At 31.6% G+C, this 20,358-nt stretch carries 21 protein-coding genes; 17 read left to right on the forward strand and 4 right to left on the reverse strand.

What is annotated here, in order from left to right:
- The first annotated feature begins 26 nt into the window (after window positions 1–26).
- Genes ACQYZ7_RS00470 through ACQYZ7_RS00485 form a run of 4 tightly spaced genes read left to right on the forward strand, consistent with a single transcriptional unit; the run spans window position 27 to window position 3,554 of the window.
- Window positions 27–1,058, forward strand: coding sequence for an alkane 1-monooxygenase (locus ACQYZ7_RS00470; protein WP_430727859.1), 1,032 nt, complete (start codon window positions 27–29; stop codon window positions 1,056–1,058).
- A gap of 3 nt (window positions 1,059–1,061) precedes the next feature.
- Window positions 1,062–2,435 carry an aldehyde dehydrogenase gene (locus tag ACQYZ7_RS00475; RefSeq protein ID WP_430727860.1) on the forward strand — a complete coding sequence of 458 codons (1,374 nt, stop codon included), beginning with the start codon at window positions 1,062–1,064 and terminating at the stop codon, window positions 2,433–2,435.
- Window positions 2,436–2,486: 51 nt separating this feature from the next.
- Window positions 2,487–3,221, forward strand: a complete 735-nt coding sequence (locus ACQYZ7_RS00480; RefSeq protein ID WP_430727861.1) for a nitroreductase family protein — start codon at window positions 2,487–2,489, stop codon at window positions 3,219–3,221.
- A 3-nt stretch (window positions 3,222–3,224) separates the two neighbouring features.
- Window positions 3,225–3,554, forward strand: coding sequence for a hypothetical protein (locus ACQYZ7_RS00485; RefSeq protein WP_430727862.1), 330 nt, complete (start codon window positions 3,225–3,227; stop codon window positions 3,552–3,554).
- Between the two features lie 168 nt (window positions 3,555–3,722).
- On the opposite strand, the gene ACQYZ7_RS00490 is transcribed toward ACQYZ7_RS00485, so the two are convergent.
- Entirely contained in the window at window positions 3,723–6,110 is a 2,388-nt protein-coding gene (locus ACQYZ7_RS00490) for a penicillin acylase family protein (RefSeq protein ID WP_430727863.1), read from the reverse strand.
- Between the two features lie 260 nt (window positions 6,111–6,370).
- Here ACQYZ7_RS00490 and ACQYZ7_RS00495 point away from each other — a divergent pair, with 260 nt between their 5' ends.
- The 3 genes from ACQYZ7_RS00495 (at window position 6,371) to ACQYZ7_RS00505 (ending at window position 8,514) form a co-directional block, all read left to right on the forward strand.
- The gene (locus ACQYZ7_RS00495) at window positions 6,371–6,679 is read left to right on the forward strand and encodes a hypothetical protein (protein ID WP_430727864.1); all 309 of its coding nucleotides are present in this window, start codon (window positions 6,371–6,373) and stop codon (window positions 6,677–6,679) included.
- Between the two features lie 63 nt (window positions 6,680–6,742).
- Window positions 6,743–7,063, forward strand: coding sequence for a hypothetical protein (locus ACQYZ7_RS00500; RefSeq protein ID WP_430727865.1), 321 nt, complete (start codon window positions 6,743–6,745; stop codon window positions 7,061–7,063).
- A gap of 113 nt (window positions 7,064–7,176) precedes the next feature.
- Window positions 7,177–8,514 (forward strand): sigma-54-dependent transcriptional regulator, encoded by a 1,338-nt coding sequence (locus ACQYZ7_RS00505; protein WP_430727866.1) that lies wholly within the window; start codon window positions 7,177–7,179, stop codon window positions 8,512–8,514.
- Here ACQYZ7_RS00505 and ACQYZ7_RS00510 read toward each other — a convergent pair.
- Window positions 8,507–10,930 (reverse strand): ATP-binding protein, encoded by a 2,424-nt coding sequence (locus ACQYZ7_RS00510; protein ID WP_430727867.1) that lies wholly within the window; start codon window positions 10,928–10,930, stop codon window positions 8,507–8,509. The genes ACQYZ7_RS00505 and ACQYZ7_RS00510 overlap by 8 nt on opposite strands.
- Window positions 10,931–11,124: 194 nt before the next feature.
- On the opposite strand from ACQYZ7_RS00510, the gene ACQYZ7_RS00515 reads away from it, so the two are divergent.
- The 5 genes from ACQYZ7_RS00515 (at window position 11,125) to ACQYZ7_RS00535 (ending at window position 14,083) form a co-directional block, all read left to right on the forward strand.
- A complete protein-coding gene (locus tag ACQYZ7_RS00515) occupies window positions 11,125–12,249 on the forward strand; it encodes a DegT/DnrJ/EryC1/StrS family aminotransferase (RefSeq protein WP_430727868.1) in 1,125 nt (374 codons plus the stop codon).
- A 16-nt stretch (window positions 12,250–12,265) separates the two neighbouring features.
- A complete protein-coding gene (locus tag ACQYZ7_RS00520; protein WP_430727869.1) occupies window positions 12,266–12,913 on the forward strand; it encodes a hypothetical protein in 648 nt (215 codons plus the stop codon).
- A 74-nt stretch (window positions 12,914–12,987) separates the two neighbouring features.
- Window positions 12,988–13,206 (forward strand): hypothetical protein, encoded by a 219-nt coding sequence (locus ACQYZ7_RS00525; RefSeq protein ID WP_147300540.1) that lies wholly within the window; start codon window positions 12,988–12,990, stop codon window positions 13,204–13,206.
- 8 nt (window positions 13,207–13,214) lie between these two features.
- Entirely contained in the window at window positions 13,215–13,616 is a 402-nt protein-coding gene (locus ACQYZ7_RS00530; RefSeq protein WP_430727870.1) for an MFS transporter, read from the forward strand.
- 272 nt (window positions 13,617–13,888) lie between these two features.
- Window positions 13,889–14,083, forward strand: coding sequence for a hypothetical protein (locus tag ACQYZ7_RS00535; protein ID WP_430727871.1), 195 nt, complete (start codon window positions 13,889–13,891; stop codon window positions 14,081–14,083).
- A gap of 79 nt (window positions 14,084–14,162) precedes the next feature.
- On the opposite strand, the gene fabD is transcribed toward ACQYZ7_RS00535, so the two are convergent.
- A complete protein-coding gene (gene fabD / locus ACQYZ7_RS00540) occupies window positions 14,163–15,047 on the reverse strand; it encodes an ACP S-malonyltransferase (protein ID WP_430727872.1) in 885 nt (294 codons plus the stop codon).
- Between the two features lie 65 nt (window positions 15,048–15,112).
- Between fabD and ACQYZ7_RS00545 the strand changes: the two genes are divergently transcribed.
- Genes ACQYZ7_RS00545 through ACQYZ7_RS00565 form a run of 5 tightly spaced genes read left to right on the forward strand, consistent with a single transcriptional unit; the run spans window position 15,113 to window position 19,427 of the window.
- On the forward strand, window positions 15,113–15,802 hold the full coding sequence (locus ACQYZ7_RS00545; RefSeq protein WP_430727873.1) for a queuosine precursor transporter: 690 nt from the start codon (window positions 15,113–15,115) through the stop codon (window positions 15,800–15,802).
- A 12-nt stretch (window positions 15,803–15,814) separates the two neighbouring features.
- Window positions 15,815–17,083 carry a mechanosensitive ion channel family protein gene (locus ACQYZ7_RS00550; protein WP_430727874.1) on the forward strand — a complete coding sequence of 423 codons (1,269 nt, stop codon included), beginning with the start codon at window positions 15,815–15,817 and terminating at the stop codon, window positions 17,081–17,083.
- Window positions 17,073–18,140: an ABC transporter permease gene (locus tag ACQYZ7_RS00555; RefSeq protein WP_430727875.1), complete on the forward strand. Its 1,068-nt coding sequence runs from the start codon at window positions 17,073–17,075 to the stop codon at window positions 18,138–18,140. The genes ACQYZ7_RS00550 and ACQYZ7_RS00555 overlap by 11 nt, the downstream gene beginning before the upstream one ends.
- Window positions 18,141–18,173: 33 nt before the next feature.
- The gene (locus ACQYZ7_RS00560; protein WP_430727876.1) at window positions 18,174–18,617 is read left to right on the forward strand and encodes an acyl-CoA thioesterase; all 444 of its coding nucleotides are present in this window, start codon (window positions 18,174–18,176) and stop codon (window positions 18,615–18,617) included.
- Window positions 18,618–19,427 carry a DNA/RNA non-specific endonuclease gene (locus tag ACQYZ7_RS00565; RefSeq protein ID WP_430727877.1) on the forward strand — a complete coding sequence of 270 codons (810 nt, stop codon included), beginning with the start codon at window positions 18,618–18,620 and terminating at the stop codon, window positions 19,425–19,427.
- Window positions 19,428–19,440: 13 nt separating this feature from the next.
- Here ACQYZ7_RS00565 and ACQYZ7_RS00570 read toward each other — a convergent pair whose 3' ends face one another.
- Window positions 19,441–20,358 (reverse strand): PorP/SprF family type IX secretion system membrane protein, encoded by a 918-nt coding sequence (locus tag ACQYZ7_RS00570; RefSeq protein ID WP_430727878.1) that lies wholly within the window; start codon window positions 20,356–20,358, stop codon window positions 19,441–19,443.

Raw genomic sequence — 20,358 nt, forward strand, 5'->3', positions numbered from 1 at the left:
GTATATTTAGACAAATTTCGCGTAAGATGAAAGCTCTTAAATTTTTAGCAATTTTAATACTTCCTGTAACTGTCTACATTTCGTTTATTAGTAAAGGATGGGTAACATTATTACCTCTACTAGTTTTTTTTGGATTTGTACCCTTACTTGAACTACTTTTCAGCCCAGACAAAGAAAACCTTAGTAAAGAACAAGAAGAGCAAGAAAAAGAAAACAACCTATACACTTACATATTATACGCAACAGTACCTATTCAGTTATTTTTCTTAGGGTGGTTTTTATCAATGATGAAAGACACACAATTAACTACCATAGAATATGTAGGAAGAATTTCAGCAATGGGCTTACTATGTGGTGTAATCGGTATTAACGTAGGACATGAATTAGGTCATCGGAACAATCGTTTTGATCAATTTTTAGGCGAGATTTTATTATTAACTTCTTTAGATACACATTTTTTACCCTATCATAATGCTGGACATCATCTTAATGTAGCCACACCAAAAGATGCTGCCACCGCAAGAAAAAATGAGGTAATATATCTTTTCTGGGTTCGCTCTCATTTTCAAAGTTATCACCAAGCTTGGGAAGCCGAAAGTAAGCGCTTAAAGAGTTCTGACAGAAGCTGGTTTCACATTCAAAACAGAATGCTCATATATACGATTTGTAACTTTGCTTTATTAGGAGGAATTTTCTTTTTTCTCGGATTAAAAGTACTCCTCATTTTTATAATTGCTGCTGTTTTTGGAATTTTATTACTCGAGACTGTAAACTATATAGAACATTACGGACTACTACGTAAACAAAATGAAAAAGGACGATACGAGCGTGTAAAAAGAACTCACTCGTGGAATTCAGATCATAGAATTGGCATGTTAATGCTGTTTAATTTATCACGTCACTCCGACCATCATTATAATGGAAGCAAACATTATCAATTACTAAAATCATTACCTGAAAGTCCTCAAATGCCAACAGGATATCCTGGCATGATGCTAGTTGCACTGGTTCCGCCATTATGGTTTTCAATAATGAATAAAAAACTACAAGACCTATAGCTTATGAATATTCCCGAATTGGTTCAGTCGCAAAAAGACTATTTTGCTACGCAACAAACCAAAGATATTTCCTTTAGAAAAAATGCTTTAAAAAAACTACAAAAAGAACTTATTGCAAGAGAACAAGATATTATCAAAGCGTTGCATGATGATTTTAAAAAATCAGAATACGAAGCTGTGATGACTGAAACTTCTATCGTGTTAGCTGAATTAAAAATGGCTATAAAAAACATTCACGCTTGGAACAAACCTCAACGTGTGTTACCATCTCTATTAAACTTTCCATCATCAGCAAAAATCTATAAAGAACCTTATGGTACAGTTTTAATTATTGCTCCTTGGAATTATCCGTATCAACTAGCATTTGCACCTTTATTAGGAGCTATTGCTGCTGGAAACACCGTAGTATTAAAACCTTCGGAATTGACACCGAATACAAGCAAAATTACCAAGGAAATTATCGAAGCTGTTTTTGATAAAAATCACGTTACAGTAATAGAAGGAGGCGTAGATATTTCCACTGAGTTATTAGCACAGCGTTGGGATTATATTTTCTTTACTGGGAGTGTTCCGGTGGGTAAAATTGTAGCCAAAGCCGCTGCCAATTATTTAACACCTGTTACTTTGGAGTTGGGCGGAAAAAGTCCGTGTATTGTTGACAAAACTGCAAACATTAAATTAGCTGCAAAACGTTTAGTCTGGGGAAAATTCATTAATGGTGGACAAACCTGTATTGCTCCTGATTATTTATTAATTCACAAATCAGTTAAGGAACTATTTATAAAACAGTTTAAAGAAGAAATTTTTAGAGCCTATGGAGAAAACCCGCAAAATTCTCCCGATTTCCCTCGTATTGTGAATACTCGAAATTTTGACCGTTTAGCTTTGATGCTAGAAAATGAAAATTGTGTAATTGGCGGACAAACCGATAGAGATGATCGTTACATCGCTCCTACTGTAATCGACGAACCTAGTTTGGATAGTGAAGTTATGAAAGGGGAGATTTTCGGACCTATTTTTCCATTGATTTCTTACGAAAACGAAGCTGATATTGAAAAAATCACTACTAAATACGACAAACCTTTGGCGTTATATGTATTTACCAATCGAAATTCATTTGCTAAAAAAATGATTCAGCGTTATTCGTTTGGAGGAGGAACGATAAACGACACTACTGTACATTTTGCAAATCACCGTTTGCCTTTTGGTGGTGTGGGCGAAAGTGGTATTGGTGGCTATCATGGAAAACAAACTTTTGATGCTTTTTCTCATCATAAAGGAGTGGTTTCTCGCGGGACTTGGCTAGATGTACCTACTAGATATGCACCCTACAAAGGAAAACTTCAGCAATTAAAAACCTTAATGAAATTAGGATAGTTTTATTAGACAAAAGATTAGTAGACATAAGAATCAAGACACCCCAAATAAATGAGTGAAAAAACCGTATCAGAAGCTGTTAACTATCGTCGTTCGGTAAGAGTGTACGACCCTAAAAAACCGATAGACACTTCCATTGTAAAAAAATGTTTAGAACAGGCGAGTTTAGCTCCTACAAGTAGCAATATGCAACTATGGGAGTTTTATCATATCACTGATAAGGAAATTATAAAAAAAATGGCTCCATTATGCTTTAATCAAAATGCTGCAAAAACAGCTCAACAAATGGTAATTTTTGTTGTTCGTAAAGATTTATGGCGCAAGCGAGCCAAAGCCAACTTAGCTTTTATGGATAAAGTGTTTGGAAAAAACAATCCGAAATCGGAGCAACGAAGTCGAGAAAAAGTAGCACGTAACTACTACGGAAAACTGATTCCGTTTACCTATTTCGATGTCTTCGGAATTTTTGGTTATCTCAAATATTTAATAATTCTCATTACAGGAATCTTCCGCCCTATTTATCGTGAAGTTCGCAATAGCGATATGCGTGTAGTGGCTCATAAAACCTGTGGATTAGCAGCACAAACATTCATGCTCTCAATGGCTGCTAAAGGTTACGACACTTGCCCCATGGAAGGCTCTGATACTTGGCGTGTAAAACGCTTGTTAGGGCTACCTTTTGGTTCAGAAATTAACATGGTTGTGTCATGTGGTATTCGCAAACCCGAAGGAGTGTATGGAGAACGTTTTAGAGTTCCTTTTGAGGAGGTTTATAAAGAGGTATAACATATGACAGATAAATTCTTAATAGAAAGTGCTAAGCACGCTTTAGACAATCATATCCCAAAATCTTTAATCTCTGCTTCTGTCGAACTAAAAACACTTAAAAAGAAATGGTTTCAAGTCTTTGATAAAAAAACAAAAAAAGAAATCCAATGGCTTTGTGTTTTTAACCAAACGGCTACAGAAGATGATATTGAATTTGGCAGAATCGCAGGTACTGAAATTATTTCTGATTTTAACTCAGAGTACGGAATCAATGAAATGTTTGAGAAAATTGATTCAGAAGACACTCCTAGAGTTTTAAGAAATATTATTTATTCAAAACCTAAGCTATAAATTACTTAAAATCTTTTAAAAAAAATTAGGACACTTTAACGGAAAAATTGCTTCGCCCCTCTCAATGATGTAGGATATATCTTGACAAACCGTCATCACGAAGAAGACACGACTGAAGTATCCTGTTACTTTAATAAGATTTCTCCCTCTGGTCGAAATGACATTCTATTAATTATTCTTCGGTAAAAACACCAATTTATTTTTACTCTTCTTTATAGCTGCCTCATTAAGGATCATTTTTACAAACTCACCATCTACATATTTTTGTGCTTGGTCTTTGTAATACGGACTAAACACATTTCCCGACTGCCCCGTTGGTAAAATCGCAATGCTATTTTCAACATCAGAAAAATCAATTACTCTACGTGTTGAAGGCCCTCCGTGAATCTTATACATTCCTGTACTATCCAACTTAAAAATCTGATTGTTTATCACTTCATTTCCTCCAATGGTTTCAAACGGACCTACATTAAAGAATTTACGCAACAAACCTCCCGCTTTACCAATAGCGTGTTCATACTCCACTGAAATCACGCGATTCCACGTCCAATTATCTACATTTTCTCCTAATTGGTTTTGTAAAAACGTGATGGCTTTTTGAAAAGCTCTGGTAATTATTTCATTTCTAGTTTCAATTTTATCTTTAGTTAAGATATTATCCCACCAAACTGATTGTTCCCTTTTAGCCTGCTCTGCTAGCACTTGATCTTGTAATTGAGTACCAATAAATAATTGAAAACTAGCTCCTAATTCATCTTTATAAGTTCCTGCTAAAAACTCATATAAAAATCGATTATATATTGTTGGTGCTATCTTGGTTTTCGCATATTCACCATCCCATTTTTCTAACACCGAATACGCTTTTTTAGCCGAAGGTGATAACGAAGATTTATCAACACTATTTAACAATTCTCTTCCTATTTCTGGAGCAACAGGTGACGTCACATCATAAATCATTTCAGCTACATCTTGCCTAGTAAAATCATTTTTAGGCTCCAATAATTCTACAATTCTTTTGGCTCTGTCTTCTGGTTGATAATATCCAGGATACAATTTCCCTCTTACAGAGTCTGGTTGATTATTTGCTGAATACACATAATTCCAACTAGGATTTTCAGCTTGCGGATTTTCTTCAAAATCTAAATACTCAACAATTTCATCTTTTCCTGAAGCTCCGTTTAAATACATTTTAGAAGATAAACTATCTCTTAACTGGTACAATTTAGCCGATGCAAACCAACCTACATTACCTTTAGCATCACCGTACATCACGTTTAATCCAGGAGCGTGAATTTTAGCTGTTCCTGTTTTAAAATCTTGCATAGAATTAGCGTGTGACATTTTATAAGAAGCTTCTAACAGTTTATTTGGTAACTGCGTATAAATCCAGTTCATTGCCACAGGTCTATCATCAGTAATATGCTCTATCAGCCCATTCATAATTGGTCCGTGCTTACTTACTTTTACTTGATAAGTGGTGTCTTTTTCTCCTTTAACTTTAATATGTTTATTCCATAATTGGTATTTCTGATATCCTTCTGGAGTTTTGTATTCCATTGAATTGTCAGGATTATTTTCTTCAACATAAAAATTCAAATCATCATTTGCTAACATGGTTAATCCATATGCGTAATCTTTATTATGCCCTAACAAAGGAAATGGCATCAACGCTAAATTGAATCCGTAGATTTCAAAATCAGGAGTTTTAATGTGATTCTGATACCAAACCGAAGGTTGTGAAAAATTAATATGTGGATCGTTCGCAAAAATCACCTTCCCGTTTTTTGTTTTAGGCGGTGCAATTACCCAAGAGTTACTTCCTATAAAAGGAGCGACTGGTAACTTATCCATAATGGCGCTCACTGCTATAGAGAAATCTGCTTTTATAGTTGCCTTATTTGTTGTTTTATTAAGTGTTAAATTCTTGTCGAAAGCGTTTAATAATTCATTTACATAGGGCTCGCCTAACTTTTCTTTTACTTCGGTTAACAGCGGATCAGTTTTATGTGCAATTGCAAAACTAAAAGCCATGTATCCAAAAACATTGTATACATCATTAACCGTGTAATTTTCTTTATCTAACCCTACCAAATAAAACTCTAGTGGAGTCGCTCCTTCTTCAATAAATTGATTAACTCCTTTTAAGTAGGCCTCAGTTAGCTTAGAAGATTCTGAATTTTTATCTAACTCTTGAATGGTTTTTTCGGCAGCTTCTTCAATTCCTAATCCAGAGAAAAACTTATCTACCTTTACCAAGTCTTTTCCGAAAATTTCAGCCAACCTACCCGCAGCAATTCTTCGCATCAATTCCATTTGCCACAATCGGTCTTGGGCGTGTACATATCCTAATGCAGTATAAGCATCTAACTGATTTTGAGCATTGATGTGTGGTACACCTACCTCATCATAATATACTGTTACTTTATCAGAAATATTTGCTAGTTCTAACTCTCCCTTATATGTTGGATGCAAAGTTTTCGTAAATAACCAAACTCCAACACTCAATAAAACTAAAAGTAAGAGAACTATTTTTAGAGACTTTTTAAATAACTTCATTAGGGATGATTTTTTTTCAAAGATAACAGATTTATTTATGGTTTCTTTTTTGGGTAAATAGTGTAATTTTTACACGGTTTTATTATTTACTTACACACTTTTTACACATAAAATTATTAATCTTTCAACCCCATAAAAACAACAACACATTACATATCAAACACTTAACACTAAATAACAGTTTAACAAAAATTGATGGCATATTTATTTCAATACATCAAACAAACAATAAATAATCGTTAGTTAAAAAATTTAAAATCATGAAAAATTTAATTTTAGCAGCAGCAATTTTAGCAGGAGCTTCAAGTTATGCAACAGCAAACACTACTATTTCTCCTATCACTCCAGTTCACACAGTTGTAGAGAACGGTTTTCAAGAAATTTCTTTAGATAAGTTACCTGCAGCGGTAGCAAAATCTGTTAAAGAAAGTTTTCCTAAAGGTAAATTAAGTAAGGCTTTTGTAAACGAAAAAGAGCAATACAAATTAGAAATTGCTTTAGAAAACGAAAGCAAAACTCTTTTTGCTGACAAAGAAGGAAATTGGTTAGATGCTAAAGAAGTAAAATAATCCATACATATTTCCCTTGTAGTATTACAACAATAAATAATTATAACTTAAAAACTTAATATCATGAAAAAATTAATCTTAGCAGTAGCAATCTTAGCAGGTGTTTCAACTTACGCAACAGTAAACAATACTATTTCTCCTATCACTCCAATTCATACAGTTGTAGCAGATGGGTTCCAAGAAATTTCTTTAGATAAATTGCCAGCGGCATTGGTTAATTCTATTAAAGAAAGCTTCCCTAAGGCTACATTAAGCAAAGCTTTTGTAAACGAAAAAGAGCAGTACAAATTAGAAATTAGCGTAGAGCAAGCAAGCAAGACTATTTATACTGACAAAGAAGGTAACTTGTTAGACGAAAAAGAAGTTAGCAACACAAAAAAGTAATTTTTTTATTTCCCCCTCAATTTTATTGACAAAAGAGCGTTTTCATGTAAAACGCTCTTTTTATTTTTACAGAGAGTTTATATCATACAAACAATTTAGAATAAACATTTTTTATGAAAAAGATTTTACTAGTAGAAGACGATGTTACTTTTTCTAATATGTTAAAACATTTCTTAGAGCGACATCAGTATACTGTAGAGGTTAGCTATACTATTAAAAATGCTTCCACTCTCTTAAAAAAACATTCTTATAATTTAATTTTTACTGATTTACGCCTTCCCGATGGTAACGGTATTGATTTATTAAAGCAAAGTAAAAACACCAATAGTAATATTCCTGTTGTTTTAATGACGAGTTATGCTGAAGTTTCAACAGCTGTGCAAGCAATGAAACAAGGAGCTTTTGATTATATTTCTAAACCTTTTAATCCTGATGAAGTTTTAGAAGTAATTAGTAACGCTCTTGAAGTTAAAACTGAACAGATTACCGAGACTAAAAAAGAAGACAAAAAAGTTTCAAACTCCAACTCTAACATTGTTTCTGGTATAAGCGCAGCTTCTAAAAGCCTATATGAACATATCCATTTAGTAGCTCCAACTGATATGTCTGTTCTCATTACAGGCGAAAGTGGTACAGGTAAAGAAGTTGTTGCTAGTACAATTCACACCCAAAGTTTACGTAAAGACAAACCTTTTATTGCTGTAGATTGTGGTGCCATACCTAAAGAAATTGCTTCAAGCGAGTTTTTTGGGCATCAAAAAGGATCTTTTACTGGTGCTATAAATGATAAAATAGGACATTTTGAAGCAGCGAATGGAGGTACTCTTTTTTTAGATGAAGTAGGAAACTTAAACTACGAAAGTCAGGTACAACTTTTACGAGCTTTACAAGAAAGAAAGATTAAACCTGTTGGAAGCAGCAAGGAGATTATGGTGGATATTCGTTTGATTACGGCTACCAATGAAGATTTATTATTGGCTGTTGAAAAAGGTAATTTTAGAGAAGATTTATATCATCGATTAAATGAATTTTCTATTAAGGTTCCTAGTTTAAAAGACAGAAAAGATGATTTAATCCTCTATGCAGACTTCTTTTTAGAAAAGGCTAACAAACAACTTAAAAAATCAATCGCTGGATTTTCTCAAGAGGTAGTAGCTTTATTTCAACAATATAATTGGCCTGGAAACTTACGAGAATTATCTAATGTTATAAAAAGAGCTACACTTTTATCTCAGACCGAAATTATAGAAAAAGAAGTTTTACCTGAAGAACTAAAAAATACTGAAGACCAATACAATCTACCTAATGAATTTTCTACTAAAGAAAATGAAAAAAAACTTATTATTAGAGCTTTACATGAGGCGGGAAATAACAAAACCAAGGCGGCAAAACTTTTAAGCATCACTAGAAAAACCCTGTATAATAAATTAAAAGAACATAAGATTAATTAAGGTACTTTTTCACTTCAATTAAAAAGACATCTAACTCTTTTTCAAAATCTTTCCATAAGGCTTTATTTATTTCTTTATCCACCTCAAACTTCTCTAAAAAGGTGATTAATTCAGTAGCTTTTAACTGCTTGAACATTCCCAACATTTTATGACTAACATCATTAAACCCTTGTAAATCATCTTTATTTACAAACCTCTTTAACAACAATAAATTCTCCTCAGTATCCTTCAAAAAGGATTCTAATGTGTTTTTTATCTCTGCCTCGTCATTATTCAAGAATGTTTTCAAAGAAGTAATATCAAAGCTACTTGTTCTTTTATTATCAATCTGAGTAATAACTACATCTTTATCTTGAATTTTAAAATCAAAAAATCGCTGTAAAATTTCTTTCAATCTTTTAGGATGAAACGGTTTAATTAAAGCGTCTGAAAAACCATTTTTAACATATTCACTTTCCGATAAATTTGCTCTTCCAGTCATTGCTATAATAGGCTGACCTTTATAAGAGTTATGTTTTTTTAAGGTTTCCATAAAATGGATACCGTTCATTTTTGGAAGCTGTATATCAGTTAAAACTAAATCATACGTAATATTATTGATTTTATTTAGCGCTTCTTGTGCGTTACTAAAAGAGGTTACCTTCACACCTAACCCTTCTAAAACATTTTTTAAAAGCGCTCTCAAAGAAGTATCATCTTCTACCACTACAGCATGAATATTAAGGCTTTCATTTTGTGGGCTTATCCCTTTTTTATTTGATTTTTCTTCAGCAAAAGTGATAGGTACAAACAATGAAAATGTACTACCTTTTCCTAAACTACTTTGTAAAGTTAAAGATCCACCTAAAAGCTCTGCTAGTCTTCTAGAAATGGTCAAACCTAATCCAAACCCATTTTGTCCGTTCTCTTTTTCATGTGCTTGCGTAAATTCTTTAAAAACTTTTTCTTGTTCATCTTTTCCTATTCCAACCCCTGTATCAATTACTGTGATTTCTATATATTTTTTTTCTTTTACGCTTCTTAATCTACTCTTTATTGTTATTGAGCCTTCTTTTGTAAACTTACATGCATTAGTTACTAAATTATATAGTATCTGTTTTATTCTAAAAGGATCACTAATAATTAGTGAATTTAGTTTTTCGTCATGATTTACATTTACTAAAACTGGCTTGTTCTGAACAAGGTTTTTAGCACTATTAGCTACTTCTTCTATATTTCTCTTTAAATCAAAAGGGATAGCTTCAATAGTTATTTTACTATTTTCTAATTTAGAAAACTCTAAAAGATCGCCGACAAGCTGCCCCATATATACTGATGCATTTTGTATATGCACCACATAATTTTTCTCTTTTGTATTAGCAATTGATTTTTGTAATAATTCACTAAAACCAGTAATTGTACTTAAAGGAGTTCTTAAATCATGACTCACCATAGATATTAGTTGCTCCCTACTTTTTAAAAGCGAAGAAGTAACTGCATTCGCACTTTCTAATTCTTGCCTATAATGTTGACTTCTCCAAAAGTCATTTAAGATTATTATTGAGAAAAGTACAATTATAATAAAGCCTACTCCTGTAGCTAATAGAATTATATTTTTACTACGTCCAAGCGTTTCTTCATGCTTTTTATGAGCCAGATTCGCATTAAAAATAACGTCTCTTTCTAGTACACTTAAAACCTCCCGTAACTTTCTTGAAATTGTGATATCATTTTCAATCAGTTCCCTTTCTTTTATTCGTAAAAACCTTCGCTTAGTATTTGTTTCTCTTTGTGCTTTTTGAAGTATTTCTTTAGAAGCAGAAACTAAAGAATCTATTTGCTTCTGTTCTTCAGCATTAACTGGCTTTTCTTCATCTTCTCTATCAAATAATTTTAGATATCTTTCTAAACTTAATCCTGTTTTTTTATTAAAAACCTCGGGATTATCGACAAGATCTTTTACTGAGCCTTTCCCAAGGAGTGAATCTATAGACCCTAACTTATCTATGGCTTCGTTTATCGATTTTTCTGAAGCATTTCTTTGGTTTAATCTTCTTAAACTGGTTATGTTTTTTCGTTTTTTATTTAAAACTAACTTAATACTATCTAAAATAGATGTTTTTGATACATCTTTTGCTATGAAATTAAGTGAGTCAATCTTTTTTAACAACAACTTATTCTCTGTTACATACTCATTATATCGCTTATAAGAATTCAACTGAATAGCAGCTCTTCCTAAATTTTCATTCTCATATATATCAGCAATTAACCCTCCAGTTTGGATAATATTATTCCTATCAGAAACACCTTGCTTTTGTATTTCTATATATGTTTTTATTTCAGAAAACAACAAAATTCCTGAAATGACTGCTAAAACCGCTAGAGTTGCATATCCTATTAAAACCTTAAAAGCTATTTTACGTTTAGATGTCTTCATTAAGTACTCTTAACCTTAGTTTCTCTTCTGTACAAAACGATAATATTCAACCTTTGTTGCTTTATACCTTATTTATTAAACGTATTGTATAACACCTATACAAAACATACAATTATAACTCTTATTATTTTCTTTAAAGACTCGAAACAATAAAAGATAGTTTGTATTTTTGATGTTTATAAAATCATGTCAAAATGAGAAAAATTCAAATGGTTGACTTACAAAGTCAATATCAAAAAATAAAAGATACAGTTGATACTTCAATTCAAGAAGTTTTAAACACTTCAGCATATATAAACGGGCCATATGTTCGTGATTTTCAAGCTGATTTAGAGAAGTATTTAGGAGTTAAGCACGTAATTCCATGTGCTAATGGTACCGATGCTTTACAAATAGCCATGATGGGCTTAGGATTAGAGCCAGGAGACGAAGTCATTACTGCTGATTTCACATTTGCTGCAACTGTTGAAGTGATTGGTTTATTAAAATTAACACCTGTTTTAGTTGATGTTGAACCTGATACTTTTAATATTGACATTGAAGCTTTGAAAAAGGCGATTACATCTAAAACGAAAGCGATTGTTCCTGTACATTTATTCGGGCAATGTGCTAATATGGAAGCTATTTTAGAGGTTGCAGCAGCACATAACTTATTTGTTATTGAAGATAACGCCCAAGCTATTGGAGCAGACTATACTTTTGCTAATGGAACTAAGAAAAAAGCTGGAACTATTGGAGATGTAGGAACAACTTCTTTCTTCCCTTCTAAAAACTTAGGATGTTATGGTGATGGTGGTGCTATTTTTACTAACGATGATGAATTAGCTCATACGCTTCGCGGAATGGTTAACCATGGAATGTACAACCGTTACTACCATGACGTAGTTGGAGTAAACTCTCGTTTAGATTCTATTCAAGCTGCTGTATTAAAAGCTAAGTTACCTTTATTAGACAGCTATTGTGATGCTCGTAGAAAAGCTGCGGAATATTATTCTGCTGCATTTGCTAACAACCCAAATATTATCACACCAACTATTAGTGATTTTACTACGCATGTTTTCCATCAATATACATTGAGAATTACCAACGGAAATCGCAATGAATTACATCAGCATTTGTTAGATAACGGAATTCCTAATGCAATTTATTATCCTGTTCCGTTACATGCGCAAAAAGCATATCAAGATAGTAGGTATAATGAAGAAAACTTTACTGTAACTAATCAATTAATTGACGAAGTTATTTCATTACCAATGCATACAGAGTTAGATGAAGAGCAATTAGCGTTTATTACTAAAACTGTGAATGACTTCATCTAACACAAAAAATATAGCTATGAAAAATAAATTTATTCTTCTTCTTTTTATTATTACAACATTAACAAACTGTAATATTAATCAAACTTATGATAGTTTTGATTATGGTAAAATAGAGAATGACATATACAGTAATTCTTTTTTTAATTTAGAAATATCAATTCCAAATAAGTGGTTTGTTCTTGATAAAAAAACTACAGAAAACTTAATTGAAAAAAGTAAAGATTTAGTTTCCGGCGATAATAAAAATCTAAAAGCAACGATTAAAGCGTCTGAAATTAATTCAGCATATTTACTAACATTATTTAAACATGAACCAGGAGCTCCTGTAGATTACAACCCAGGCTTTATGGTCATTGCAGAAAACTTAAAATCTTCTCCTAGTATAAAAAATGGAGCTGATTATTTATTTCATTCACGAAATTTCCTTAAAAAATCTCAAATCGAATACAACAATATTGATTCCGAATTTGAAAAAGTAATGATTAACAATCAGGATTTTTACAGAATGAATTTAGACTTAAATAAAGGTAACCTTAACATTAAACAAAGTTATTATTCAATAATTAAAAATGGTTTTTCTATAAGCTTAATTCTTTCATACACAACACATGATCAAAAAAAAGAATTAGAGAAAACTCTCAATTCAATAAGGTTTAAACAATAACTATAAAAACTTTACTCTACTTCAAAATTTAAATAACAACTATGAAAAACAAATTTTTATTTCCTTTATTAATCTTGAGCTTAATTTCTATTAGTTGTGATAAAGATAGGTGTGATGATGGTTACGAACCTTATGATGCCAATGGTCATGAAATATGTGTTCCTGAATACATTAATGGTTTAAATCACAATTTTGAATTAGGCAATAAATATATTCACCCTGAATTTGGCTTGATTACTTTAGAAAATGGTACATGGAAAAATGAAGATAACATTACAATCACCATTAAATAAGTTTAGTAATGAATCAAAAAATTAAAACGTTAAAAATTATTCACCTTGCCTTAGTTGCTGGAGTAACTCTTGCTTTTACAATTTTGGGTGATTTCAAAATTATGTTCGACATGGTTATTGATAACTCATCTTTAATGTATGCTTTTATTCCCGCAATAGCTTATGTAGCGAGCAACTTCATGTTTAAGAACATGTTAAGAAAGGTACAAAAAGATGCTAGTAATGAAGAAAAGTTTGCGATTTATCAAACTGCTTCAATAGTAAGATGGGCTATTATTGAAGGTGCTTGTTTTTTAATTTTAATTTTAAAACCAGATTTTTTACTATTAGGAGTAATCTTATTGATTTATTTAATTCTTTTAACTCCGAAGAAAACACAAATAGTTGAAACTTTAGGCATCAGAAACTAATTATTTCTTATAAAAAAACATAAAAATCCACTCACTTTTGATTATTTTAAATCAATTTTGAGTGGTTTTTTATTCATTTTAGTAAAAAACAGTTTTTTTACACTTCTAATTTGTGATTTATTCCCACTACATATTATCATATTCTTAAAATAACACACACCTTATTTAAGGAGATATATTTATTAGTTGATTTTTAAGGTTTTAACGTTTATTAATTGACATCACGCTTTAAGCTTTTTAGCTTTGTACCCTAATTTAATGATAATAGAATAATGAAATTGATTAAAATTAAAAGAGAAACACGTTTAGAAAAACGATTTTCAAAAAAAATGGGTAAGCTACATACTAATGTTACTTACATAAAAAAAATGTTTTTAAACATTATACCGTTAGAAACGGTACACAAATACAGAGAAACCTATTATGGTGAAGTTAAAGACTGCAAGGATTGTGTCTTAGCTAGATAATAGTTCTCTTTTTCACGAAACAAAAATCCCGCTCTTTATGGAGCGGGATTTTCTATATTATATTTTTTGTATCTACTATTTATGCTAAAGAAGCACCACTAGCAGTCACACTTCTATCAATCTTACGCATTAACCCTTGTAATACTTTTCCTGGACCAACTTCAACAAACTCAGTACCTCCATCAGTAATCATTGCTTGTACACATTGAGTCCATCTTACTGGAGCTGTTAATTGCGCTATTAAGTTTTCTTTAATTTCAGTAGGATTAGTTACTGCTTTTGCTACTACATTTTGATATACTGGACAAGTAGGCTCGCTGAATGTGGTTTCTTCAATAGCCGCTGCTAACTCTTCGCGAGCTGGCTCCATCATAGGTGAATGAAATGCCCCTCCTACAGGTAAAAGCAACGCTCTTTTTGCGCCTTTTTCTTTTAATACTTCACACGCTTGTTCAACTGCTTCAACTTCACCTGAAATTACTAACTGCCCTGGACAGTTATAATTTGCTGCCACTACTACTCCATCAATTGAAGCACAAACTTCTTCAACTACGGCATCTTCTAATCCTAATACAGCTGCCATGGTAGATGGTTGAATTTCACATGCTTTTTGCATTGCTAAAGCACGTTTTGAAACTAATTTTAATCCGTCTTCAAAAGACAATACACCATTCGCTACTAATGCTGATAATTCTCCTAAAGAATGACCTGCAACCATTTCTGGTTTAAAATCATCTCCTAAAACCTTTGCTAAAATTACCGAATGTAAAAAAATAGCAGGCTGTGTTACTTTTGTTTGTTTTAATTCTTCAGCAGTACCTTCAAACATTACGTCAGTAATACTAAACCCTAATATATTATTTGCTTTTTCAAAAAGTTCTTGAGCTAATGGAGAGTTTTCATATAAGTCTAAACCCATTCCTGTAAATTGTGCTCCTTGACCTGGAAAAATATACGCTTTCATTTGTTTGTTTTGTTGTTTATTTAACCCTGCAAACATACAACTTTTAAAATTACTATCTTCGTTTTATGACTGTACAACAAAAATCTCAAGCGCAACTTATTTACTTAGTTTTAGCTTCGTTATTTATAGCTTCTCTTGTAACTTCAAACCTAATTTTTCAGAAATTTTTTTACTGGGAACCTTTTAATTTATTTCGTTTTGAAGTATCTGTTGGAATACTTCCTTACCCTATTACTTTTTTAATTACAGATATTCTTTCTGAAATTTACGGTAAGAAAAAAGCGAATCAAGTTGTTGTAGCGGGTATTTTTGCTTCCTTTTTTTCTATGTTAATTATTTTAGTTGCTGATTACGCTCCTTCAATTGACAGTTCTCCTATTGGTAACGAAACCTTTGCAAAAGTTTTTGGTCTTTCTCCTTTGGCAGTATTAGCTTCTATGTTAGCTTATTTGGCTGCTCAATTTATAGACATTCGTATTTTTCATTTTTGGAAAAAACTAACTAAAGGAAAACATTTATGGCTTCGTAATAATTTTTCTACATTTTTATCACAATTTATAGATACTTTTACCGTATTATTTTTATTGAGTTCTTTTAAAATACTTCCTTGGAGTATTTTTGGCAGCCTTTTACTTAGCGGTTTTTTATTCAAAATCATTATAGCAGCTCTCGACACTCCTGTTTTGTATGCTGTTGTATATTGGTTTAGAAAAAAATTCGACTTAAAAATGGGAGAAGAAATCACAGGATTTTAAACTAATACTACTATGTTAAACAAGTTTTTTTATAGAATTTTTAAAGAGCATTTTTCTCTTTCAGAAACACTTGCAATTTATCTAAATTTATTTGCTAATCTGATTATTTTTGGAATTTTAGGTTACATATTATTTAAAATATTCAGATATGTTGGTAAAAAAACTATTCATAAAATGGCAGCAAAAACATCAACTAGTTTTGATGATATGCTTATTAAAAACAAAGCTTTTTTAAGTCTATCAAGAATTGTTATTCTTATTATAGTTTTTAATTCACTAAAAGGTATTCTAGTAGATTTTCCTCACCTTCTTTTATATGCAGAGCGTATTATTAATATTGGTATCATATTCTCTATTATTTGGTTTTTAAAAAGTATTTTACTGAGTATTAAAGATTTTTTACGAACTATTGACGCTTTTAAAGACAAACCATTAGAAAGTTACGTGCAAATTTTCATGGTAGTCTTTTGGATTATAGGTATTATTTTATCTTTTTCTGTTTTAACAGGAAAGCCTTTAATTCGGTTTTTAACAGCATTAGGAGCTTTTTCAGCAGTATTATTATTAATTTTTAAAGATACCATTCTTGGCTTTGTATCAAGTATTCAGGTAGCTGTAAATGATACTGTTAGAATTGGAGATTGGATTACAATGGAAAAATATGGTGCCGATGGTGATGTTGTTGAAATCAACCTTACATCAGTAATCATTAGAAACTTTGACAATACAATATCTAGTATCCCTACTTATTATTTAACCTCCGATTCTTTTAAGAACTGGAGAACAATGAATACCTCGGGCGGTAGACGTATTAAACGATCTATCTTAATTAAAATAAATAGCATTCATTTTCTTACTGATGAAGATATTGAACGTTTTAAGAAAATTGAATTAATTTCTGACTATATAGAAGAAAGCAGCAAAGAGGTTAAAAAATATAATGACGAGAATAATGTTGATAAATCAGTTATACTAAATGGTAGAAACCTCACTAATTTTGGGACTTTTAGAATTTATTTAGATGAATACATTCAAAATCATCCAAAAATTAATCAAGATATGTTATTAATGTCTCGTCAGTTAGAGCCTACTCCTAACGGAATTCCGCTAGAAATTTATGCGTTTAGTAGAGAAAAAAACTGGGTAAGCTATGAGCGAGTTATGGCTAACATTTTTGATCATATTTTAGCTTCTGTGAAATATTTTGACCTAGAAGTTTTCCAAAATCCATCAAGTATTGATATCACTAACTTGAAAGAAACAAAAAAGAGTGAACAATAACGCAGGTACATCTTTGTGGCAAATAGCCATCCAAAAATTTAAACGTAGTAAAACAGGTATGTTTAGTTTTTGGTATATTGTTTTATGCGGATTCATTGCTGTTTTTTGCTATGTTTTAGCTCCTGACAATAGTAATTCTGCAAATCAAATGCATTTAGAGATTCATTCTAAATCTCCTGGATTTTCTGTACAACTATTAAGTGTTCCTTCAGGAATAAAAAATCAACAATCGTGGTTTTCTATTTTCATGAAAGGAAAACAACATTCTGCAACAGAAATACCTATAAAATCATTTTCTGTTAAAAACAATCAGTTAGAAATTATTAAATATTCCGATGGTTTACCCAAAGAATTTCCTACTTCCTATGAAAAGTACATTCAACAAAAAACATTTTATTTAGGAACCGATAAATATGGTCGTGATTTATTAAGTAGATTATTAATTGGTGCTAGAATTTCTTTTTTCATTGGATTTATTGCTGTTTTTATTTCGCTTTTAATAGGCATCCCTATTGGAGCCATTGCTGGTTATTTTGGTGGAAAAATTGATGATTTCATTATGTGGGTTATCAATATCACTTGGTCTATTCCAACACTTTTACTAGTAATCGCTATCACGTTAGCTTTAGGAAAAGGTTTTTGGCAAGTGTTTATTGCTGTTGGATTAACCATGTGGGTAGAAGTTGCACGTGTAGTTAGAGGTCAAGTTATCACAACCAAACAACAACAGTATGTTGAAGCTGCTAAAGCTTTAGGTTTTTCAGATTTTAGAATTATTTTCAAACATATTTTACCTAATATTTTAGCTCCTATCATTGTAATTTCCGCCGCAAATTTTGCAGCGGCAATTTTAATTGAAAGTGGACTGAGTTTTTTAGGTATTGGAGCACAACCTCCCACTCCTTCTTGGGGTGCTATGATTAAAAATCATTACAACTATATTATTCTCGGAAAGCCATATTTAGCACTTATTCCTGGAATTGCTATTATGAGTTTGGTAATGGCGTTTATGTTAATTGGAAATACACTTCGTGATGCTTTGGATGTGAAAGCATAAAATTTGTAAATTCGCTTTCTTAAATTTTTAGATATGAGTTTTAGTGTTGAGTTTAAAACACGATGGGCAGATTTTGATGCCAACATACACATGCGTCATACCGCATATAATGATTACGCTGCTGAATTACGTTTACGTTTTTTTAAAGAGCATAATATAACAGTTAAAGATTTTACAAAGGAAAGTGTAGGCCCTATTTTATTTGAAGAAAACACCAAGTTTTTACGTGAAATACACATGGGTGAAGATATAACTGTAAACCTAAAAGTTACCGGCTTATCTGGAAAAGGTGAACGTTGGAAAATTCAACATGAAGTTTTTAATCAAGCAGGTAAACTCTCTGCAGTTATAACTGTTTATGGTGCTTGGTTAGATTTAGTTAAACGTAAACTAACTGTCCCTCCAATAAAGTTTCAAGAGATTTTTAACGAAGTTGAAAAAACTGAGAATTTTAAAGAGATTGTTTTAAGTAATTAGATGAGCACTTCAAGGAAAATAAAAGTAGTTATTACCATTGTTGCTTTACTTGTAGGTTATTGGTTACAACAAAAGGAAGATATAGAAAATTCTTCTCAACCTACAACGGAAACAACGAACAATAAACCTAATAGCTTTAATTACTTTCCTACCTCAACAACTGGAGTCATTATAAAGCATAATGGCTACCAGTTATCATACAGTGAAAAACATGAGCAAGCCGAATGGGTTGCTTACCCTTTAGATAAAAGTGATATTGTTTATACTAACCGTAAACGTCCGTTTTTTATTGTAGACCCTAAGGTGAAGACAAAATCTGCTGATTGGAGAAATTATAAAAGATCTGGTTACGACAAAGGACACTTATGTCCTGCTGGTGATAGACGCGCCTCTAAAAGTGCTCATGATGAAACTTTTTATACTTCAAATATTTCTCCGCAAAACCATAAATTTAACGCTGGTATTTGGAATAAACTAGAACAAAAAACTCGTTATTGGGCTAAGAAATATAATCGTTTGTATGTTGTTACCGGTGGTGTTTTAGAGTCTAACTTAAAAACCATTGGAAAAGAAAAGGTAAGTGTCCCTAACTATTTTTATAAGGTTTTATTAGATTACACTCAGCCAGAAATTAAAGCCATTGCTTTTTTACTTCCACATAAAGAAAGCAATAAGCCGCTATCTAATTTTGTTGTTTCTATTGATAATTTAGAACAAAAAACGGGTATCGATTTTTTTCCTGAATTACCTGATAACATTGAAAATCAATTAGAAGCTTCTGCTAATTATAAAAATTGGAGTTTTAGATAACTCTATATTAACTTTAGTACCTGCGTTTTTTTCCAAAGACATACGAAAGAACAATACCATGGCTATTTCCTAACACAGAGTCACTAAATCCTGCATTATAGAAGTACACAAATTTTAAGTTTTTTAGAGCATAAATACCCGCTAAAAAATTAATTGATGAACTACTTCGGTAACCAGTACCTATTTCGAACTTATTTTTATAGTTAACAGCTACATTTACATCAGCTTGCATTGGTGCTCCACCTTCATATTTTAAGAAAACACTAGGCTTAATCATAACTTCTTCAAATCGGTTGGTAAAAAAACGATATCCGAAATAACCATAAACAGGGTTTGATATATCTAAATCATCTCTTGACGCTAGTTTATCTCCTAAAAGATTTGGCAACGAAACTCCTGCATAAAAATCTGCATGGTTATATAAAAACCCAATACCTACTGTTGGTACTGTTACATTCATATTTTCTGAAAATTTTATGTCATCTGTAATACCTAACTCTAGTAAATTTTCTTGAAACTGCTGAACTCCTGCTGTTAAACCAAACGATATTACATGTTCGTTATAATGTTGCCAATAAGGTCTATCAATCTCAGTATCAAAAAATATTTTATATGAGTATGCAGCATATGCATTTGTATAAGTACTTACTCCTATTTTATCTCGTACAATAGCCCCACCTATCCCCATTTTCTTCCTAGCTATAGGAGAGTGAAAACTTAATGATAATGTTCTGGGGCTTCCTTCAATACTATTTATATAGCCATAATTACTCAGTGTAATTTCTGCCCCTTCAGACATTCCTGCATACGCTGAGTTTATAATAAACGGATTATAATTATATTCTGGGTATAAAGCAGTTTGTTGTCCCCAATTATTTTGAAATACCATCATAAAAATAAATGGTAAAATATAGTTCCTTATCTCTTTCAT

Source organism: Tenacibaculum sp. SDUM215027, assembly GCF_050566205.1.
Lineage (GTDB): Bacteria > Bacteroidota > Bacteroidia > Flavobacteriales > Flavobacteriaceae > Polaribacter.